Source organism: Bacillus sp. VA15 (assembly GCF_055721145.1).
Window position 1 is genome coordinate 45,930 of record NZ_JBVQPQ010000003.1, and the last position, 19,451, is coordinate 65,380.

Genomic DNA, 19,451 nt, shown 5'->3' on the forward strand with positions numbered 1-19,451 from the left:
CCGTCCAGCAATCATCTGTTGAATATATGCCTTTTATTTTCATCATGCGTCAGCATTCATTAAAATCAATCCAACTCTCTCACTTCAAACGGCAGCAGCCCTTGTTCAATTTGTGTTCGATGCGGTTCATACTGCACAGGCAGCATCAATTTCCCACCCATTGTTTCTGGTGATTCATCATGTGCAAAGCCCGGCGGATCAGTTGCGATTTCAAACAGAATTTCCCCATGTTCTCTGAAGTAAATCGCATTAAAATAGTTTCTATCCCGAACAGGAGTCACACCGTATCCGTGAGAAGCAATATATCTTTGCCAATCTAATTGATCTTCGTCATCGCTAGCACGCCAAGCGATGTGATGCACCGTACCGACTCCCATTTGCCCGCGGCCAATAGGCGTTAATTTAAGGTCAATCACATTTCCGATATCACCGGCAGAACGATAACGAATGAAGTCTCCTTCCATGCCGACTCGTTCCAGCCCCATGATGTTTTCTAATAGCTCAGCGGTTTTATCAGGCTGCGCTGATAACAGGGTTGCACCGCCAAAGCCTTTAATGGCAACATCAGGTGTTACATCTCCGAACGTCCACGTATTGGCTTCTCCTTCTTCTCTTTCCACGATTTCTACATGCAGGCCGTGCGGATCATCAAATTCTACATATTGTTCTCCAAAACGCTCGATTTTGGTGTATGGAACGTTGAACTTTTCAAGTCTCTTTTCCCAAAAAGCCAAAGCTCCCTTCGGCACCACATAAGAAGTCACGCCAACTTGCCCATCTCCAATGATGCCTCGGCGGGCTCCCGCCCACGGAAAGAAGGTGATGATTGTTCCCGGCTTCCCGCCTTCATTTCCAAAATAAAGATGATACGTGCCTGGATCATCAAAATTGACCGTTTGCTTGACCAATCGAAGCCCCAGGACTCCTGCGTAGAAATCTGCGTTTTCTTGAGGGTGACCGACAATTGCTGTAATATGATGGATTCCCATCGTTTTTTTAGCCATTTTTATCCGCTCCTTTAAACGTTCATTTAGATATACTCGACAAACTCATTTACAGGCTTCCGATAGCCGCGCGGCCTTCTGCTCTCTGTTTTTTCTTTCCCAATTGTAATCATCATGACAACCTCAAATTGATCATCTATATTCAAAATCTGTTTCACGGCTTCCGCATCAAAGCCGATCATAGGGCAGGTATCCCAGCCTTTTTCCTTAGCGCTCAGCATAAACATCATCGCTGAAAGTGAAGCATTCCTTATCGCCTCATCTCTCTTAAATTGTTCTCCCCTGTTTTCATAAAACGAAACGGTGTCTTGAACCATGTGATCATACTCTTGCTTATTTAATACCCCTAACACCTTTAATCCTTCATAGATATCAGCCGCTTGCTGATATGCCTGCTTATCCCCTAAAACCAAAAGAACCGCAGATGAGCTAAACACTTTATATTGTCCGTTTGCGGCCTGTTTCAGCTTTTCTTTTACATCCGGGTCTAGAACCGTCACATATTTTGTATGCTGCAAATTAAAAGCCGATGGAGCCAATGCAACCAATTCAAACATCTCATTAAGTTCATCTTTCGTGATTGGATGATCTGGAAGGAAGTTGCTTGCAGATCTTCTTTCTTTGACTAGCTGTGAAAATTCAGTCATTTACGATACACCCCTTTTATCTCGAATTCGAGATATTACTTTATAAAAAATCACCTTGCAGAAATTCAAAAGAACTTACAATGATTGAAATTCTCTACATTATTCAGCAACACGCAGGTTTACGCTTGATCGTTGGCAATTTATCTTGAATTAAAATATCCTGAATATGAGATAATAATAAAACACGGATATTCTAATGTCAACAGGTTTTTAAAAATGAAGTGGAAATTTTTCACTGAAGCAGAATTTTAGTTGACCATCACCGCTTGTTACATAAGAACCTATTTGTTTGCTGTGTGATCTTTTAGCCCGGCTCCAACTTTTTTTCTTTCACCTTATTTATTAGTAAACAGGAAACAACGTTGCTATAGACCCACTCGAAATGGAATTGGTATGATAAGCAAAGTGATTACACAAGAAAGGATACGGAGAGCGAATAAAAAGCACTCCTATTTTTTTGTGCAGTTTTATAGGAGGAAAAAATGGCAAGTGAAAGAGAACAAATAAGCAAAAAGGTTGCTTTGATTGCATTGATAGCCAATCTGATCTTAATGGCAGGAAAGGTCTTTTTTGGGCTGATAGGCGATAGTGAAGCTGTTTTTGCAGACGGAATCCATTCCGCAGCGGATGTCGTTGCTTCGATTGCTGTCCTGGCAGTGATCGGCATTTCCAATAAACCGCCTGATCAAGACCATCCTTTTGGGCATGGAAAAGCTGAAGTCATTAGTGAGGCGATTGTAGGAATTATCTTAGTGATCGTATCCGTTTATATCCTAATAGAAGCGATTCTGTCCTTTGTTGAAGGGCCAAGCGTTCCACAATACAGCGCATTGTTTGCAGCTCTGATTTCGTACGTGGCTAAGGAGATCCTATATCGTTATTCCATAAAGCAGGGGGAAAAATGGAACAGCAAAGCGATTATAGCGATTGCATACGATCATAAAGGCGATATCGTTGCCTCTCTTGCCGCTTTTATCGGCGTCCTATTGGCGATTATCGGAAACACCCGCGGATGGTCCTATCTGTTGTACGCCGATGCAATTGCCAGTGCAATCGTGGCTTACCTTATTTTTAAGATTTCAATGGAATTAATCAGGCCGTCTGTTGATGTTCTTATGGAGAAAAGTGTTGCTCCCGAGCTGATAGAGGAATATAAAGCTGTTATTTTTCAATGTGATCAAGTAAAGCGAATCGATAGAATCCGCGCGAGAGAACATGGCCACTATAAATTGCTTGATGTCCGTCTATCTTTGGATCATGATTTGACGATTAAACAGGGACACGATATTGCCCGCGAAATCCGAAATGAAATCAAAAGACAGTTTCCAGATGTTGAAGAAGTGCTCATCCATGTGAATCCTTATTTTGAAGAATGAAAAAGCTCCTTTTTAAAAGGAGCTTTTTCTTTATGCCGTTTGTTCAAAAATGTTTTTTATCCTCGATAATGTCAATTTGTTCGGACATTATCGCGCCTTACTATATAATGTGAATGTATAAATCATATGAACAGAAAGGTTGTTAAAATGAAGGAATTTTTTTCGATTGGAGAAGTTTCAAAGCTATTCAATGTGAAAGTCTCTGCGCTTAGGTACTATGATGAAATTGGTCTTTTGAAACCGGAATATAAAGACGAGCATACGAACTATAGATTTTATTCTACCCAACAGTTCGAGCGGTTGGATACCATCAAGTATTTGAGAGCTTTAGGCCTGCCAATCAATAAACTTCTTGATTTTTATAATTCTCAAAATACAAACACTCTGATTCATTTACTGAAAAGCCAGCAAACTGAAATTGATCGCAAAAAAAGAGAATTGGAACGCATAGAAAAAAAGATCTCCCGCCGCATCATGCAAATAGAAGATGCCGTCCACACGCCGTTACATCACATTACAAAAATCAAACTTCCCGCATTACGTGTGGCTTATTTACAGCATGAGTATATTCTCGGCCATGATATCGAACATTCATTAGCCAAATTGAGAACTCATCTGAATGTGAACGAGGATATATTTATAGGCAAGATCGGTTTATCTATTTCAGCAGCAAATGTAATAGCAAATCAGTTCGACAAATATTCCAGCATATTCATGATTCTTGAAGATGAAAATGAAGAAACTTCATCCGAAATCATTTTTCCTCCAAGAGACTATCTGCAAATCAGGTTTAAAGGGTCACATCCAGAAGCCGAACCATATTACAAACAGTTACTGGCATATATGAACGAACATCATTATGAGATAGCGGGAGACTCAATCGAAATCACACTCATTGATTATGGGATTACAAATAATCTAGACAATTATGTGACTGAAATCCTGCTGCCCATCAAATAAATTTCATGAATATGTTTTTAATCTCCCTTGACTCTCTACTAACTTGAGGGTTTATTTTTTATGCAGGAATCATTATTGGAGGAGAAAGCTTATGTTTGGGACCATTTTTAACACAGTGATGATCATTGCAGGAAGTATAATTGGCGGGTTATTCAAAAAAGGCATTAAAGATGAATACCAGGATATCCTGATGCAGGCAATGGGATTCGCTGCAGTCGCGCTGGGGATCAACGCGATTACACAGCATTTGCCTGATAGTAAATACCCCATTCTTTTTATCGTGAGTTTAGCCCTTGGAGGTTTGCTTGGCCAGAGCATCAATCTGGAATTACGGTTCAACAAGCTGGTGAACAAATTCTCTAAAAGCAATTTAGCGGAAGGTTTATCAACTGCGATCTTATTATTTTGTATAGGTTCACTGTCAATATTGGGCCCTGTTGAAGCGGCGCTGAATGAAAATTATACGTATCTCCTGACAAACGGGATGTTAGATGGGATTACCTCCATTGTGCTCGCTTCGACTTTTGGTTTTGGAATAGCAGCGGCTGCCATTGTATTATTTGCTTGGCAGGGCTCTATTTATTTATTTGCTAAAGTAATGGAGAGCGCAATCAATACGGATCTTATAAACGAAATCACAATTGTAGGAGGTATCCTCATCCTCAGCTCAGGGTTAAGCATTCTGGGAATTAAGAAGTTTAAAACACTAAACCTGCTGCCCTCCCTGTTAATCCCGCCTGTTGTCATTTACGTGATTCATGTATTTGGATTGCGGTTTTAATGAGATCGCTTACTCAAAGGAGACTAATATTCTGTTATATTGATTTTCGGGAATCTGTTTCAATCGCTTTAATTCTCTTATTTCCTCTTGGGTTTGACATCGAATAACCACTGTATTATATTGCAAATAAAGTCTGTTATGTAAAAATCAGACTCCCCATCTCGAAACGGTACATTCATTTTTAAACAGGATTGGGAGGAAATTGTATGTCAAACGATTCATCTAGTATTCCCGAATTAAGTGACAGCGGTATTCGTTATTTTCAAACTTATAATGAAAGCCTTAGTCTTTGGCCGGTCCCCTTTAAATCATTCTATATATCTACTCGTTTCGGTCAAACACACGTGATTGCTAGCGGACCAGAGGATGCCCCGCCGCTTGTATTACTTCACGGGGCATTATTCAGCTCGACTATGTGGTATCCCAATATCGCCGATTGGAGCAGCAAATACAGAACATATGCAGTTGATATCATAGGTGATAAAAACAAGAGTATTCCTGAGAATTTAAGCGGTACGAGAACGGATTACGCCAATTGGCTTCTTGATGTGTTTGACAATCTGGGGATCGAAAAGTCTCATATGATTGGACTTTCGCTTGGCGGTCTTCATACGATGAATTTCATTTTACATGTGCCAGAGAGAGTAAAAAGCGCAGCTATCCTTAGTCCGGCAGAAACATTTTTACCATTTCATCACGATTTTTACAAGTACGCTCTTAGTCTTTCAGCGCCAAATGGGGTTAAGAAATTCTTAAGTTGGATGATGAGAGATCGCAATGCTCTGCACCCGAATTTTGTGAAGCAGTTTCAGGCAGGAGTGATGTGGCAGGATGGATCAAGAAATCCAAGCCCTAAAGCAGGCGGATTTCCGTATGTTTTCACCGACGGGGAATTAAAGTCAGTAAAAATCCCCATTCTATTGTTACTTGGTGAACATGAAGTCATCTATGATCCTCACTCAGCCTTACACCGCGCTACTTCATTAGTTCCTGGCATTAAAGCGGAAATCATTAACGCCGGCCATGTCTTATCTATGGAACAGCCAGCATACATAAATGAACGTGTAATGTGTTTTTTTAGTTCATGAACAACATTTGACGGTGAGTGTTCATAAAGAAGTAAATTGCATCCGTAAAACCTTTACAGTTTCTTCTAACCGTTATATTTTACAAAATAGAGTCCCTCTGATGGACTCTATTTTTCTATAGAATTTCAATTTATTCAATGATGAATGACTTCAATCATTTCAAGAACCTACCCTCATAACTAAGCGGCAGTTTTCGGACAGCAGCTCACTTCACAACACGCGGACAAAAAATACCAAGGTATTCACAACCCTTGGTATCATGATGAAAATGGTCTTTGATTGTAAAGAAATCACTTTATACGCTTTAAGACTTTTCCTGGATTCCCTGCCACTACCTTAGCCCCCGTTCTACATTCGTAATAGCAAGGATGTCTTACTATGCGATTTCGCATCAGACAAGATTATGCTCAGTCTTTGGAAATCAGAAGCCGAATACCAACAAGAATCAATTCATTTTATATTGTCCTCTGTAAGGTTTTTTCACCTCTGGGTGCATTTTCATTAAAGTATTCATAAATGATGTCATATTAGAGATGTGCACACCGGTTTCCTTCTCAATCTTTCTTTTCAGATCGATACTGCTCATTGGCTTATCCTGCTGCTTTAATATGTGTAACGCTGCTTCTCGAGAGGCTTTTGATTCAGCTCTGCCCTGCCTTCTTTTTTTCTGTTGGATTGGTTTTGATGTTATATGATATGTCTTTACATCATTTGCTGTTTGTTCAACGAGCGCGACTTGAGATGGGCGCTTCTTTTCTTTACTAGACCTTTCTAATGCTCTTAAGCTTGAAAAGATCTTCTCCCGTTCTAACTGAAACTCACGAAGTATCGATATTTCATGTTTGTCTATTTCTGCTAATCTCATACACAAAGCTTTTCTTTGTTCAGCCATCTTCTTCCCCCCAATTAAGCAGGCGGACAAAAGCTTTATTCCACCTGCAGATCTGAGTAATTGTTCAACTCTTTAGTACCCTGACCAGGGAAATCAACATATCTATGAAGATGAGTGGCGCTGTTAATCCTTTATTCGTTTTATAACAGCGCTTATCACGATTTTTTTGTTCGGAACATACTCAGTATATAGCCGCCTAATCCCCCTATAATAGCTGGAATGAACCATCCGAGCCCTATGCTGTACATAGGAAGAATCTGAGTGAAAACGCGATTCACGACTTCAATTTTTACCCCAGCTTCATTCAAACCGTCAAATAGGCTAATGATAAACGTGAACAGTAAACTGCCCTGATACACTTCAGCCTTCCCTTTAAATACAGAATGTAAAAACGTTAAAAAGATTAAGGAAATCGCGATTGGATACATCGTCATTAAGACAGGCATTGACACTTTAATGAGCTGTGTTAACCCTATATTTGCGACAAGCGTACTAAACACCGCTAAAATCACAGCAATTTTTTTATACGAAATGTTCGGAAATAATTCATGAAAAAAGGAAGAGCACGCTGTGATCAGTCCAACACTTGTTGTCAGACATGCTACTGTAATCATTAAGCCCAAAAAGATGGAACCATAGGATCCAAAATAATAGGATGAAACCTTAGCCAAAACCTCGGCTCCATTTTCTAAAAGCCCCAGCTTTTCAACGCTGGAGGCCCCCATATATGAAAGGGCAGTATAGATAAGGGCTAAGAGTGTCGCAGCAATCGCAGTTGCTTTTGCACATATCATCACCAGCTGTTTTTTGGTGGCAGCACCTTGTTCTTTAATTGCATTCACAATGATGATTCCAAAAACAAACGCTACAAGGGCATCCAGAGTCAGATATCCTTCCTGAAAGCCTTTAAAAAACACATGTGATGTATACCCTTTTGATGGTGCTTGAATTGTTCCGATTGGATGGGCAACAGCTATCACTACAAGCAATCCGATAAATGTCAATTTAATTGGCGTTAAAAATTTTCCGACTACATCAATGATTTTTGTAGGGTTGAGTGATAACAGACATGCAACCGTGAAAAATAAAATTGTAAATATGATTAATGGAACAGGGCCTGCATCATCTGATAAAAAAGGTTTCACTCCAATTTCAAACGATACGTTCCCGGATCTCGGGATTGCGAAAAAAGGCCCGATTGCCAGATAGAGAATCGTCGTAAACACAATTCCAAACACCGGATGCACACGGCTGGCTAGCGATTGTAAATTATGTTTACCTGAAAAAACAAATGCTGTCATTGCCAGCAATGGCAAGCCAACTCCTGTCACTAAGAAGCCAGCATTTGCGATCCATACATTTGTTCCAGCCATTTGACCAAGCATAGGCGGGAAAATGAGATTTCCTGCTCCAAAAAACAATGCAAATAGCATTAATCCTATAATGATGACATAGGAAGAAGAAACTTTCTTTGACATGATAAATCCTCCGATTACCGTAAATACTTTTTTAATTGACCAGCAAACATTGCAGCTGCTATTTGCATTGGCACGGCGTTGATTCTAAAATCATAAACTTGTATCAGTCTTACATATTTTTATCATGATCCTTTCGAATAGACACTGCATCCATGGCTGTTATCTCACTTTGACCATGTAAGATGTCGATTCAATAGAATCCAAGGCGATAGCTGCGTTTGATCTCTGTCGCATGGGCGATGATCCGACCAACTGGTTTAGCCGGCTGAAAAAACTGGATTGTCGCCGAGACAGCATTTTTTTCATGTGCATGAACCATATGAATTAGACTCCCAAGCTTTAATTCTGCAAAACCACCTCGCAAAAAATGAGCGGCTACAAACTCCATTGATCCCGTAAAAATGATGAAACTCATGATGCTCGGATAAATTGCATGAATTCCTATGTCATGCATAAAGATTCCATAAGCAATCCACCTGCCTAAATCGGAATCGTATATCGGAAGGCCGAACGAAATACAGCCCATTTTTGATCTTCACACCTTTGAGCAACATATTTAATGTACCATACAAAATCCATACAAAAAACAAGATCATTGTAAGGATGACAATGATCCTTTGTATAATAAAATAGAGAACCATATATGAGTGTTATGCTTTCTTCAACAGAATCATTAGATAGTAAAGAATAACATTATCTAGGCTAGTTTGGACCGCTAAGTGTTATTAGATATTAAAATGAATGCTGTAACCCAAAAACATACCAAACCGTTTGGTATGTTTGTTTGTAATCCCTATGAATGGCTATAACTGCCGGCTTCATCTTCTAAATACTACCACATTGAAAGGCTATTAAATCGCCTACAACATGATCAGGGAATAAATGTTAAGCAAAAAAAAGCAGATCATAAAAGATCTGCTTTTTCTATTACATGATTTGTTTCTTTTGTTCATGATCTATTTCTGGCTGTATTTCTTTCGTGAGTTGGTGCCCTTCTATGTCCACATTCGGAATGATCTTGTCTAGCCATTTTGGCAAATACCAGGCTGCATTCCCCATCAGCTTCATGACACTTGGAATCAGTGTCATTCGTACAATAAATGCATCAAAGAGCACACCAAAGGAAAGAGCCAATCCGTTGGCTTTAATAGAAGCTTCACCAGCAAAGATAAATCCAGCAAAAACGAATATCATGATCAGGCCAGCTGCGGTGACAACAGGACCGCTGTGTTTTAATCCAGCTTGAATCGCTTGTACTGGATTCTTTGTTTTCACATATTCTTCACGCATTCTGCTTACAAGGAATACTTGATAATCCATGGCTAATCCAAACAGTATCCCAATAGATAAAATCGGCAAGAACGCGAGTATCGGCCCTTTTTCAGGTATTTTGAAAAAGTCGATGAGATTACCGTCTTGTAAAACAAATACACAGATTCCAAGAGTGGCTGTCATCGTCAATATGAAACCCGCAACAGCAACAAGAGGCACAAGCAACGAACGGAATACGATTGTCAGCAATACAAACGCAAAACCAACAATGAGTACAGCAAACACCGGTATCGCATCATTAAGGCGTTCTGAAATATCAATATTCACTGCAGTCGATCCAGTAACGAGCAAATCTACCCCATTTTTATCTGATAAGCTGCGTACATCCTTTACCAAATCCTTCGTTGCTGCATCATTTGGACCTGTTGTAGGAACTACCGTAATGATGGCAAAGTTCCCTTCTTTATTAGGCATTGCAGGCGTGACACTCGCTACATGGTCTAGTTCCTTTATTTCTTTCACTGCATCTGCGAAGGCTTCCGCCTTATTTTCTGTTACACTTGTGGCATCCGCTACGATTGTTAATTGACCATTAAATCCTTCTCCAAAACCGTCGGCAAGCAAGTCATAAGCCCGGCGATCTGGATTATCCTTCGCTTTCATCCCTGCATCAGGCAAGCCCAGCTCCAAATGCATAGATGGGATACTAATAACAAGCAAAATGAGAATGCTGCATACACTTAGCATGATAGGATTTTTTGTGACAAAGCGTCCCCAGACATTTGTTTCAGCGCTTTGTTTTTCTTTTTTCTTGTTTGATTTCGGAACCATCCGTTTCCCCGCTATCGACAAGACGGCAGGCACAAGCGTGATTGAAGCGAGGACAGCTAACAATACACTAAGACCTGCTGTCAGCCCCATTGCAGACATAAAAGGAATGTCAACGACAGTCAATCCGCAAAGTGCGACAATAACAGTAAGTCCGGCAAAAACAACTGCACTCCCAGCTGTTCCTGTAGCTCTCGCGATTGATTCATTTTTTTGTATACCTTCGCCTAAAAACTGGCGGTGCTTCGTAAAAATAAATAAAGCATAATCAATCCCAACAGCAAGGCCAATCATTCCGGCTAATGAAAGACTAACGGAAGCAATATCAAATACTTGTGTCCCAACCAAAACAAGTCCAATACTTACACCTAATCCAATCAGTGCAGTTAAAATCGGTAAACCTGCTATTAATAAGGAGCCGAATGTAATGGCTAAAACGACAAAGGCCAAAATAATGCCGACAATTTCAGACACTCCGCCTATCTCCATCTCGGCTCCTGGTACATCTCCGCTTAGCTCAGTTTGTAATCCCTCGTCATCAGCCAATTTCAAACTGTCTTTTAAGTGTTTGATAGAGTAATCTTTTATATCATCTGCTGAAGATTTATACTTGATATCAGCATAGGCAACGGTGCCATCTTTCGCGATTGTTCCTGTAACAAAAGGACTTGCAATCGAGTCAACAGAATCATCTTTATTGATTTCCGTGAACGTATTTTCTATTGCTTTTTTGGCTGACTCTGCAGTAAGTTTCTCTCCATCTTCAGCTCCGAAAATCACCCGTATGCTCCCTTTATCAGGACCGTGAGGAAATTCTTTTTGAATGATATCCATCGCTTTTTCCGAAGGTGTGTCAGGTATGGACATATCCTCAGAAAAACTTGGTTTTAACGTGATTGCAAGGCCTACCGAAGCAACTAACACAACGATCCACGCACATATTACTTTTATGCGATTGCGAGCAACCCATCCTCCTAATTTATATAACATTCTAGACATGATAATCTCCTTTCAGCACATTGCTTGATAACATTCTTTGCTTTCTCATTGTAGTTGACATTGAAATAAAAAAAACGTACATTCGGGCATGTACGTTTGGGCAAATTTCAAATATATGATGTTATTCGTCTAATGTCAGAATGCCTCTTTGCATGGCAATCGTCACTGCCTCAGTTCTTGAATTTGCGCCTAATTTATTGTAAATGGACGTTAATCTAGACTTTACAGTTCTCTCAGAGACACCCAAATCAAAGGCAATCGCTTTACTTTTAAGACCTTTAGCAATGGCTTTTAGAACAATGACTTCCTTTTCTGTCAGCTGCGTATCACTGCTCTGCTTCTTCATCCGCTCCAATTGGACTTCTTGCAGACGTTTTAAGATATCAGGCTGCAATAGCACGTTTCCTCTTATTGCTGCATCCATTGTATGAAAGAGGGTTTCTGAACTCGTATCCTTCAATAGATATCCTTTCGCCCCTAATTCAATTCCTTCGATCATTAAGTGATCTTCATTATACGTAGTCAAAATAATGATGGGGATGTCGTGTTTTTCTTTTATTTGTTTAATGGCTTCTAACCCGCTCATCTCAGGCATATACAAATCCATGAGAATGATATCCGGTTTTAATTCATCTGCAAGGCGGACTGCTGCTTTGCCATTTTCCGCCTCTCCTATGATGGTGTAGTGATCATTCGTTTCAATTAAAAGCTTCAGACCTTCCCTCACGACAAGATGGTCATCAACGACTAAAACCTTATTCATCCTGCATCTCTCCCTGAATTGGTACGTTAATCTCGATGTGTGTTCCTATAGATTTTGTACTCTTTATATTGAATTGGCCATTCATTGCTCTGACGCGTTCTTGTATACCAAGAAGCCCATAATGTCCTCTCTTTTTCTTTCCCTTCTCAACATTAAATCCTTTGCCATTGTCCTTGACAGTTAGATGCAGTCTCCCTTTTTCATCATCCCAAATGGATACCCAGATCGTTTCTGCTTCGGCATGCTTTGCTGCATTCGTTATGCATTCTCCAATGATGTAATAGCAGTTTTCAGCTGTACGAACGTCTAACACCTGATGTAACCTGTAGTCTACAAAACAAGCCGTGCCTGTTGACTCCTGAAAATGATCCATTAAAGAGGTAATTCTTTCTTTTAAAAAACCGATTTCTTCTGATTTGCTGCGCAGATCGTCAATCGCTGAACGTGCATCAGCTAATGTGCTTTTCACTCTATTCATAGATTGTTGAACGATTTCTTTTGCTCTCTCTGTGTTGTCTTTGGCGAGATGAACATGAATCGCATCCAGCTGCATGTTTAAACTAACCAGCCCTTGAGCAAGCGTATCATGTAAGTCCCGGGCCATACGCTGTCTCTCGTTTTGCAGTGTCAGCTGTTCTACCTGCTGATGGGCAAGCTCCAGCCTTTCAAGAGTCAGCTGCGCTTTTATCTTTTCATCGACTTGGGCAAATAATGTAGCGGCATAAGTAATAATCACGCTCATAATAGGTACGGCAATGACAAGAAAATGCAAATATTCACCTTTGTGAATCTGATGTGGTACATTGATTGACAGCAGAAGCAATAAATAAAGGATGAGGAACGTCTTTCTTCTGTCTGCCATTCCTGCAATCTGTCCAATCAAAAATGCATAAAGGCCAATGATGATCAGCACTAAGAAGCCAGTCATGACATTAGCCAGTGTAAAAGTGATCAAACCTTGCAGCACAAAATATAGAATGACCCTTTTTTTAACCCAGCGATATGAATGCCAATGCAGCAAAGCAAAAATGGCGGTCAATACTGTAAACACATGAAGCAATAAAATGGACCAGCTCCCAATAATAAATTGCAGCACGATAGAGGCTATATAGATCATGAGAATAAAAGCCAGTCCTGGAACTCTGAGTGCAAGCATATTTAATGCCCGCCTATCATGTGAGTGGTATTTTTCTTTGAAAGGATTCCTTCTAAACAAACCTCATCCACTTCCTTTAACTGTTTACCGAACCGATCCTAATGACAGCGGCACACCATTTATTTGAACGTGCAACCCATACTTTTATCCACTCATTTTATAGGAAGAGCAGGAACACAACAATACCAAGATACAGTGAATAACTAGAGTTCCTGACATGTGACCATTGCCCAAAAGTACATAAGCGTTCTGCCTTTATGTACGTTTTATCTTTCCAAATTTACAGTTAAAATAATGAGGAACTCACTATTCATTGAAGGAATGATCATCATTGAAATCGATTGATCTCACAATTTTATCATTAAAAAGAAAAGGAATCCGAACTGAGAAAGTGTTAAAAAATCAGTGCCCTGATCGATTAAGCAATGTGAACCAAAAAACAGACAAGCATAGAAACAAAAATGCTCAATCAAAGAACACGTGTAAAGAAAAAGAGGAATGAATATGTATTGGTTTTTAGGCGCTTTATTATATTTTCTCATCGGTACTTGTATATTCATTGGAGTCATTAGAGACAGTCACTCAGGCTCATGGATACTCCTTGCATTAGCAGCTCCACTCATCATTGTTGGCTATCCTTACTTTTATTCAAAGCAGCTTCTTGCCAAAAGATAATGAAATAGACGCCATACAAACTGCACATTGGTAAAATGGTCAATGTCGGGATACAATTTATGTATCTTAAGGAAAGGAGTCTTGCCTTATGAGTCAAAGAGTGTCCTACTATGATGTTGCACCTGAAGGTATGAAGATGATGATGGATATGGAGAAATACACGAAACAATCTTCAATTAACCGAACGACGAGAGAGCTAATTAAAATCAGAGTTTCTCAAATAAACGGCTGTGCTTTCTGCTTAGATATGCATACTTCTGATGCCCGCAAAATGGGCGAAACTGAACAGCGAATTTACTGTTTACATGCTTGGAATGAATGTGATTTTTATTCACCTGAAGAGAAAGCAGCGCTCGAACTATCTGAACACATCACGCTCATTCCCTCTAAAAGGGTTCCTGATGAGCTGTATCATCGAGTGCGAGAACATTACGATGAAAAACAATATGTTGACCTTGTTCTCATCATCAATCAAATAAACAGTTGGAATCGCATCTCTATTGCAATGGGTAATCAAGCAACTTCGAGATAATGAGAAGGAGTAAGATTTTAACGAATCTTACTCCTTCTTTCTCATTCTCTTATTAAAAAGTTCCCTAAATATTCACTTTGAAGTATTTCTCAAATGCGGTTTTCCCGCTTTGTGTCATCCTAACCGCTCTCGTTTTCGGCATACGAACGATCCATTCTTCTTCTAACATGCGCACCAATAAGGCGTTTCCTAACGCCCCTGCAATATGATGCTGCCGCTCACTCCAATCCAAACAGCAGCGGGCAAATGCTCTCCTCTTATGTCGTTGGTGCTCTTCATTGATGCCTAACTTCGAAAAGAACAAAGAACCCTCTGAAGTCACCTCAAAGTTTAAATCGACTTTTTTTAATATTCCCTGCTCAACTAGTGAATGTGTCATTTGCACACCCACATAACCTGCCAGATGATCATAACAGGTGCGGGCGAAATGCAAGTCACTTTTCTCTTTTGAATCTTTTAAAGATGTGACTTTGGCTTTAGGCGCAATACGAAGCAATTGCTCAATCATGTTTGCAGTATCAGAGTTAGACAATCTGTAATACCGATGTCTTCCATGCTTCTCTACACTGATCAGCTTTTCTTCAAGCAATTTTTTCAGGTGAAAACTTGCGGTTTGAGGTTTAATGTTCGCGAGATATGCAAGCTCTCCCGCAGGATGTATCCTTCCATCCATTAGGGTGAGAAGAATGGAAGAACGGGAGGGATCAGATAGCAACGATGAGATTTTTGCGATATTAGGATTCATGATTTTCCTCCTTACATTCATATTTCGATGATAGTTGAAATGTTAAACCTTTACAATATGAATATAAGGATGACAAGGAGGAATAAACGTTGGACATTGAAAAACAAGATACTCTTCATTTTAAAGAAATCAAACCAAACATCATGTATTATGGTACCTCTACATTTCTTCTTACCACATTGAATGAAGATGGAACCACTAATATCAGTCCTATGTCTTCTTCTTGGGCTCTTGGAAATTATATTGTCCTTGGAGTTGGGCTAGGAGGAAAAGCCATTGAAAATTTGGAAAGACACAAAGAATGCGTCATAAACTTGCCTGGCCCGGAATTATGGGAAAACGTTGAAAGAATTTCGTCTTATAGCGGAAAAAAGAATATACCGCCTTTGAAGAAAGAGCTCGGGTTTACATATAAAAAAGAAAAATACGAGTCAGCAGGCTTAACACCTTTACAATCAAAAACAGTTTCACCAACACGCATTAAAGAATGCCCTATTCACATTGAAGCCGAAGTCAAACATATTCGGTTCCCAGAATATGAGCCATCATTTGCGATTGTAGAGACACAGGCACTACATTTTCACGCCGAGGAGAGTATCATATTGAACGAAAACCATATCAATCCTTCAAAATGGAGTCCGCTGATCTATAACTTTAGACATTATTTTGGTTTAGGAAGAGAAATAGGAAAGACCTTTCGTTCAGCAACATGACCCTTTTTAAGACCGAGCCATGATTTGATCTATTCTAGTAACCCTTGTTATTATCAGATCAAGCGATCATTAGGCTTGGTCTCTTTTTTAGTGAAACATCCATTTAAGGATATAAAAGTTACTTACTTGCCAATTCTTTTATCATTAAACCCAACTCATAAATCCCCTTTTGAAGATCTTCAAGGGATGCATAAGCATATGATAAGCGAACATAATTCCCTTTTTCCTGAGCATAGATACTGCCGAGATTGAGAAGAATCCCTTTTGATAAAGCTTTAGTATAAAGTAATTTCATTGATATTAAAGGCAATATTTTTATCCAGACAAAGAACCCTCCCTTTGGCATGTTCCATGTCGCAACATCCTTCAAATGGGTTTCTAATGCACTCAAGGCCAATTCTCTTCTCACCTTTAATTGCTGTCTAACCTTTTCTAAATGCTGCTGGTATTGGCCGGATGTAAACCACTCCGCCGCTACTCTCTGGGATAATGAACTGGATCCGTAATCTGTTTGCATTTTAATGTCAGATAAACGTTCAATCACCGGTTCTGGTCCGACTATCCACCCAATCCTCAAGCCCGGACTTAATGTTTTCGATAAACTGCCTATGTATAGCACATGCCCATTTTTATCTATTGTTTTAATAGGATAGGGCGGAATTTCATCTATCCATAACTCGCGATAAATGTCATCTTCAATAATGGGAAGCTGTGTATTCTCACTAGCTGCAATGATTTCTTCCCGCCGCTTTTGCGACATTAAAATACCGGTCGGATTATGAAAACAAGGATTTGTATATAATATAGCCCTTCCCCGTTCCCCTCTTGTGATATGAAGATTTCCCGGCAAAAGTCCCTCATTATCCATAGGAAGCCCAGTCAGTTTCATGCCAGCTGATTGAAATACGTGTAATGAATAAAGGTAAGATGGCTGATCAAGATAAACGGTTGATCCTCTTTGCAAAAGCCCCATCGATATCAGCTGCAGGGCTTGCAATGCTCCCGAAACAATTAGAATGGAAGAAGATGAGGCATTGATGCCAAAGGTTCTTAAATAGTTGCTTAATGCCTCTCTCAACGGAAAATATCCTTTTGGTTCCTCATATCCGAATGCTTCCATGTTTTGAGATACCTTGCCCATCATCTCTTTCATAGCAGTTAAAGGAAAAATCTCAGTTGAAAGTTCGCCTTTACTGAGCTGTATAAGATCCATATTTGATTCTGATTGGTTTATCTCCTGTACGATTTTTTGGCTAGGCTGCTGAATTCCAGAGGTTACATATTGATCCCAATTAGGAGCAGAATTCTTAGCTAATAGTGTCCATGTATTGTTGATAACAACTGTGCCTTTCCCCATTCTGCCTTCTATTAACCCATCTGCCATTAATTCCTCTAAGGCCGTAATCACTGTGCTTCGATTTACCTGAAAGTCTTTTGCAAGCGTGCGCTGGCTTGGAATCTGGCTTCCAATCGGCCACTCTCCATTTCCTATTTTCTCCTTAATAAAATGAACGATTTGTCTGTACTTAGGAAGTTTTTTCGTCTTTTTTTCTTCTGGAAAGCTCATGAAAGCAGTCTCCTCACAACTTAAATTGGTTGGGTCAAAATTCGTTTAACTGGTTGAAGTCATATCACCAAATCTTTATTAGTATAGAAACACATTAAATAACTGGTTGGTTTTTGTAAAGAGGAGTGAGAAATATGCGAAAGAAAACAGTTCAAATGATCATATCTAACAGTCTGATGATCGGTTTGTGGGCATCAGCTTTTCCGGGAATTCGCGCAGGTCTGGAAGGGTACACACCAGAACATCTTGCTTTATTTCGTTTGTTAATCGGCTCTATGGCATTATTGCTTTTTGCTGTTTTGACTCAGATGCGCTTGCCTGACATGAAAGACATTCCTGCCATTTTTCTGTTAGGGTTTTTAGGTTTTGCACTCTATCACATTTTGCTGAATATCGGTGAAAAAACAGTTAGTGCTGGAGTTGCAAGCTTACTCGTCACCACAGCACCGATCTTTTCTGCCATGTTATCCCGCCTGTTTTTTAGAGAGCATTTTGGATTTACGAAATGGATTGGCTCTATGATCAGTTTATTGGGTGTGTCATTGATTGCATTTGGGTCTGGAGACTATACCTATTCAATGAAAGGTATTTTGTTCATCCTGCTGGCCGCTTTTTCGGAGAGTATTTATTTCGTTTTTCAACCCCGCTATATAAAAAAATATGGCTTTATCCGATTCGTTACATTTTCAATTTGGGGCGGAACAATACCTATGCTTATATTTCTGCCAGGCTTAGGCGGAGAGATGATAAACGCTTCCATGAACTCAACACTGTCTATTGTTTATTTAGGTTTGCTGCCAACAATCGTGCCTTACTTTGCCCTTGCATATGTCACTTCACTCGTCGGCTCATCAGAAGCAACCCTTTCGCTTTATGCAACACCGGCTTTAGCCTTGCTTATTTCTTGGTTGTGGATAGGTGAAATACCCGCATTCATTTCTCTGCTAGGCGGAGTGGTGACAGTCGGCGGGGTGTGTTTCACCTATTTAAGGCAAAACAAAATGAATTGGTATGGAAACGCTCTTAGACACAAATAAAGAGAAAATACCAATATGGTTTGGTATCTTCTTCTTAAGTATCAAATAGAATTGTATCTCCCTAATGCTCTAATCCAACTCCCCCCATTATGTGAATATGGTGAAAATATCCAATTATAGTATGATCTGAAGTTATTAATAATCTATATTAAAGGATGCTATAATGAATTGATAATATACACTCCAGGATAGATATATTCAATATAATCATGAAATAGGGAATGAATGAAATGATGGATAAAACTAAAATACTTATTATTGAAGATGACGAAGCAATAGCTGATCTACTTTCATACGGGCTTGCGCAGGAAGGTTTTCAAACGTGTACTGAGGCTAACGGCGCTTTAGGGTTGAAACAGCTAGATCAATTCAAACCCGATCTTCTGCTGCTCGATTGGATGCTGCCAGATTGCAGCGGATTGGATATCTGTAAAATAGTGACCCATCGCTATAATATCCCTATCCTTATGATCACCGCAAAGTCAGACATCACCGATAAAGTACTTGGGTTGGAATTTGGGGCCGATGATTATATTACAAAGCCATTTGACTTACGCGAGGTTATTGCTAGAATTCGTACGATACTTAGGCGTCTTGAACAAGCTAACCACGTTCATGATCGAGGAACGTCTAATGAGGAACCTATTCAGTTTAAAAATATTGTGATCATCCCAGACGAAAGAATAGTAAAAAAAGACGGGATCATTGTTGATTTGACTCCTAAAGAATTCGATCTGTTTAAGACGTTGATTGACCATCGGGGGAAAATCTTTACACGTTCAGAGCTGTTGGAATTTATCTGGGGATATGATTTTGCCGGGGATACACGTACGGTAGATACTCATATTCAAAGACTCCGTAAAAAACTGAATGCAAGTGACTTGATTAAAACAGTATTTGGCATCGGATATAAATGTGAGAAGCAGGAGCAGTAGAGA

20 protein-coding genes are annotated in these 19,451 nt (G+C 39.7%); 10 read left to right on the forward strand and 10 right to left on the reverse strand.

Annotation, left to right across the window (positions count from 1 at the left end):
- Positions 1-65 precede the first annotated feature (65 nt).
- Positions 66-1,004, reverse strand: coding sequence for a ring-cleaving dioxygenase (locus AC0DBE_RS09965; RefSeq protein WP_472961992.1), 939 nt, complete (start codon positions 1,002-1,004; stop codon positions 66-68).
- Positions 1,005-1,030: 26 nt separating this feature from the next.
- Positions 1,031-1,651 (reverse strand): nitroreductase family protein, encoded by a 621-nt coding sequence (locus tag AC0DBE_RS09970; protein ID WP_072565810.1) that lies wholly within the window; start codon positions 1,649-1,651, stop codon positions 1,031-1,033.
- A 482-nt stretch (positions 1,652-2,133) separates the two neighbouring features.
- Between AC0DBE_RS09970 and mneP the strand changes: the two genes are divergently transcribed.
- From mneP to AC0DBE_RS09990, 4 genes are all read left to right on the forward strand, one after another.
- Positions 2,134-3,027 carry a manganese transporter MneP gene (gene mneP, locus AC0DBE_RS09975; protein ID WP_061186284.1) on the forward strand — a complete coding sequence of 298 codons (894 nt, stop codon included), beginning with the start codon at positions 2,134-2,136 and terminating at the stop codon, positions 3,025-3,027.
- Positions 3,028-3,174: 147 nt separating this feature from the next.
- Positions 3,175-3,987, forward strand: a complete 813-nt coding sequence (locus AC0DBE_RS09980; RefSeq protein WP_014112815.1) for a MerR family transcriptional regulator — start codon at positions 3,175-3,177, stop codon at positions 3,985-3,987.
- 91 nt (positions 3,988-4,078) lie between these two features.
- Entirely contained in the window at positions 4,079-4,768 is a 690-nt protein-coding gene (locus AC0DBE_RS09985; protein WP_472961995.1) for a DUF554 domain-containing protein, read from the forward strand.
- Between the two features lie 206 nt (positions 4,769-4,974).
- Positions 4,975-5,856 carry an alpha/beta fold hydrolase gene (locus AC0DBE_RS09990; protein ID WP_044426745.1) on the forward strand — a complete coding sequence of 294 codons (882 nt, stop codon included), beginning with the start codon at positions 4,975-4,977 and terminating at the stop codon, positions 5,854-5,856.
- Positions 5,857-6,301: 445 nt separating this feature from the next.
- On the opposite strand, the gene AC0DBE_RS09995 is transcribed toward AC0DBE_RS09990, so the two are convergent.
- From AC0DBE_RS09995 to AC0DBE_RS10020, 6 genes are all read right to left on the reverse strand, one after another.
- The gene (locus AC0DBE_RS09995) at positions 6,302-6,748 is read right to left on the reverse strand and encodes a Rok-like winged helix domain-containing protein (RefSeq protein ID WP_044426743.1); all 447 of its coding nucleotides are present in this window, start codon (positions 6,746-6,748) and stop codon (positions 6,302-6,304) included.
- Between the two features lie 155 nt (positions 6,749-6,903).
- Positions 6,904-8,226: a branched-chain amino acid transport system II carrier protein gene (gene brnQ / locus AC0DBE_RS10000; RefSeq protein WP_044453525.1), complete on the reverse strand. Its 1,323-nt coding sequence runs from the start codon at positions 8,224-8,226 to the stop codon at positions 6,904-6,906.
- Between the two features lie 190 nt (positions 8,227-8,416).
- Entirely contained in the window at positions 8,417-8,752 is a 336-nt protein-coding gene (locus AC0DBE_RS10005) for an ABC transporter permease family protein (protein ID WP_003225308.1), read from the reverse strand.
- 401 nt (positions 8,753-9,153) lie between these two features.
- Positions 9,154-11,325 (reverse strand): MMPL family transporter, encoded by a 2,172-nt coding sequence (locus AC0DBE_RS10010; RefSeq protein ID WP_472961998.1) that lies wholly within the window; start codon positions 11,323-11,325, stop codon positions 9,154-9,156.
- A gap of 121 nt (positions 11,326-11,446) precedes the next feature.
- Positions 11,447-12,088 (reverse strand): two-component system response regulator YdfI, encoded by a 642-nt coding sequence (ydfI, locus tag AC0DBE_RS10015; protein WP_014112807.1) that lies wholly within the window; start codon positions 12,086-12,088, stop codon positions 11,447-11,449.
- A complete protein-coding gene (locus tag AC0DBE_RS10020) occupies positions 12,081-13,304 on the reverse strand; it encodes a sensor histidine kinase (RefSeq protein ID WP_087941762.1) in 1,224 nt (407 codons plus the stop codon). Before AC0DBE_RS10020 ends, ydfI begins: the two co-directional genes overlap by 8 nt.
- Positions 13,305-13,575: 271 nt before the next feature.
- Between AC0DBE_RS10020 and AC0DBE_RS10025 the strand changes: the two genes are divergently transcribed.
- The 3 genes from AC0DBE_RS10025 to AC0DBE_RS10035 all read left to right on the forward strand — a co-directional run bounded on the left by AC0DBE_RS10025 (position 13,576) and on the right by AC0DBE_RS10035 (position 14,451).
- Positions 13,576-13,746 carry a hypothetical protein gene (locus AC0DBE_RS10025; protein ID WP_014112805.1) on the forward strand — a complete coding sequence of 57 codons (171 nt, stop codon included), beginning with the start codon at positions 13,576-13,578 and terminating at the stop codon, positions 13,744-13,746.
- The gene (locus AC0DBE_RS10030) at positions 13,743-13,919 is read left to right on the forward strand and encodes a hypothetical protein (protein ID WP_072183088.1); all 177 of its coding nucleotides are present in this window, start codon (positions 13,743-13,745) and stop codon (positions 13,917-13,919) included. The genes AC0DBE_RS10025 and AC0DBE_RS10030 overlap by 4 nt, the downstream gene beginning before the upstream one ends.
- 88 nt (positions 13,920-14,007) lie before the next feature.
- Positions 14,008-14,451, forward strand: coding sequence for a carboxymuconolactone decarboxylase family protein (locus AC0DBE_RS10035; protein ID WP_014112803.1), 444 nt, complete (start codon positions 14,008-14,010; stop codon positions 14,449-14,451).
- 64 nt (positions 14,452-14,515) lie between these two features.
- On the opposite strand, the gene AC0DBE_RS10040 is transcribed toward AC0DBE_RS10035, so the two are convergent.
- The gene (locus AC0DBE_RS10040) at positions 14,516-15,196 is read right to left on the reverse strand and encodes an ArsR/SmtB family transcription factor (protein ID WP_072183089.1); all 681 of its coding nucleotides are present in this window, start codon (positions 15,194-15,196) and stop codon (positions 14,516-14,518) included.
- 89 nt (positions 15,197-15,285) lie between these two features.
- On the opposite strand from AC0DBE_RS10040, the gene AC0DBE_RS10045 reads away from it, so the two are divergent.
- Positions 15,286-15,909 (forward strand): flavin reductase family protein, encoded by a 624-nt coding sequence (locus tag AC0DBE_RS10045; RefSeq protein ID WP_072183090.1) that lies wholly within the window; start codon positions 15,286-15,288, stop codon positions 15,907-15,909.
- Between the two features lie 118 nt (positions 15,910-16,027).
- On the opposite strand, the gene AC0DBE_RS10050 is transcribed toward AC0DBE_RS10045, so the two are convergent.
- On the reverse strand, positions 16,028-17,476 hold the full coding sequence (locus tag AC0DBE_RS10050; protein WP_072183091.1) for an aminotransferase-like domain-containing protein: 1,449 nt from the start codon (positions 17,474-17,476) through the stop codon (positions 16,028-16,030).
- A gap of 134 nt (positions 17,477-17,610) precedes the next feature.
- On the opposite strand from AC0DBE_RS10050, the gene AC0DBE_RS10055 reads away from it, so the two are divergent.
- Positions 17,611-18,513: a DMT family transporter gene (locus tag AC0DBE_RS10055; protein WP_061186276.1), complete on the forward strand. Its 903-nt coding sequence runs from the start codon at positions 17,611-17,613 to the stop codon at positions 18,511-18,513.
- 233 nt (positions 18,514-18,746) lie between these two features.
- Positions 18,747-19,448 (forward strand): response regulator transcription factor, encoded by a 702-nt coding sequence (locus tag AC0DBE_RS10060; protein ID WP_472962228.1) that lies wholly within the window; start codon positions 18,747-18,749, stop codon positions 19,446-19,448.
- Positions 19,449-19,451: the final 3 nt, after the last annotated feature.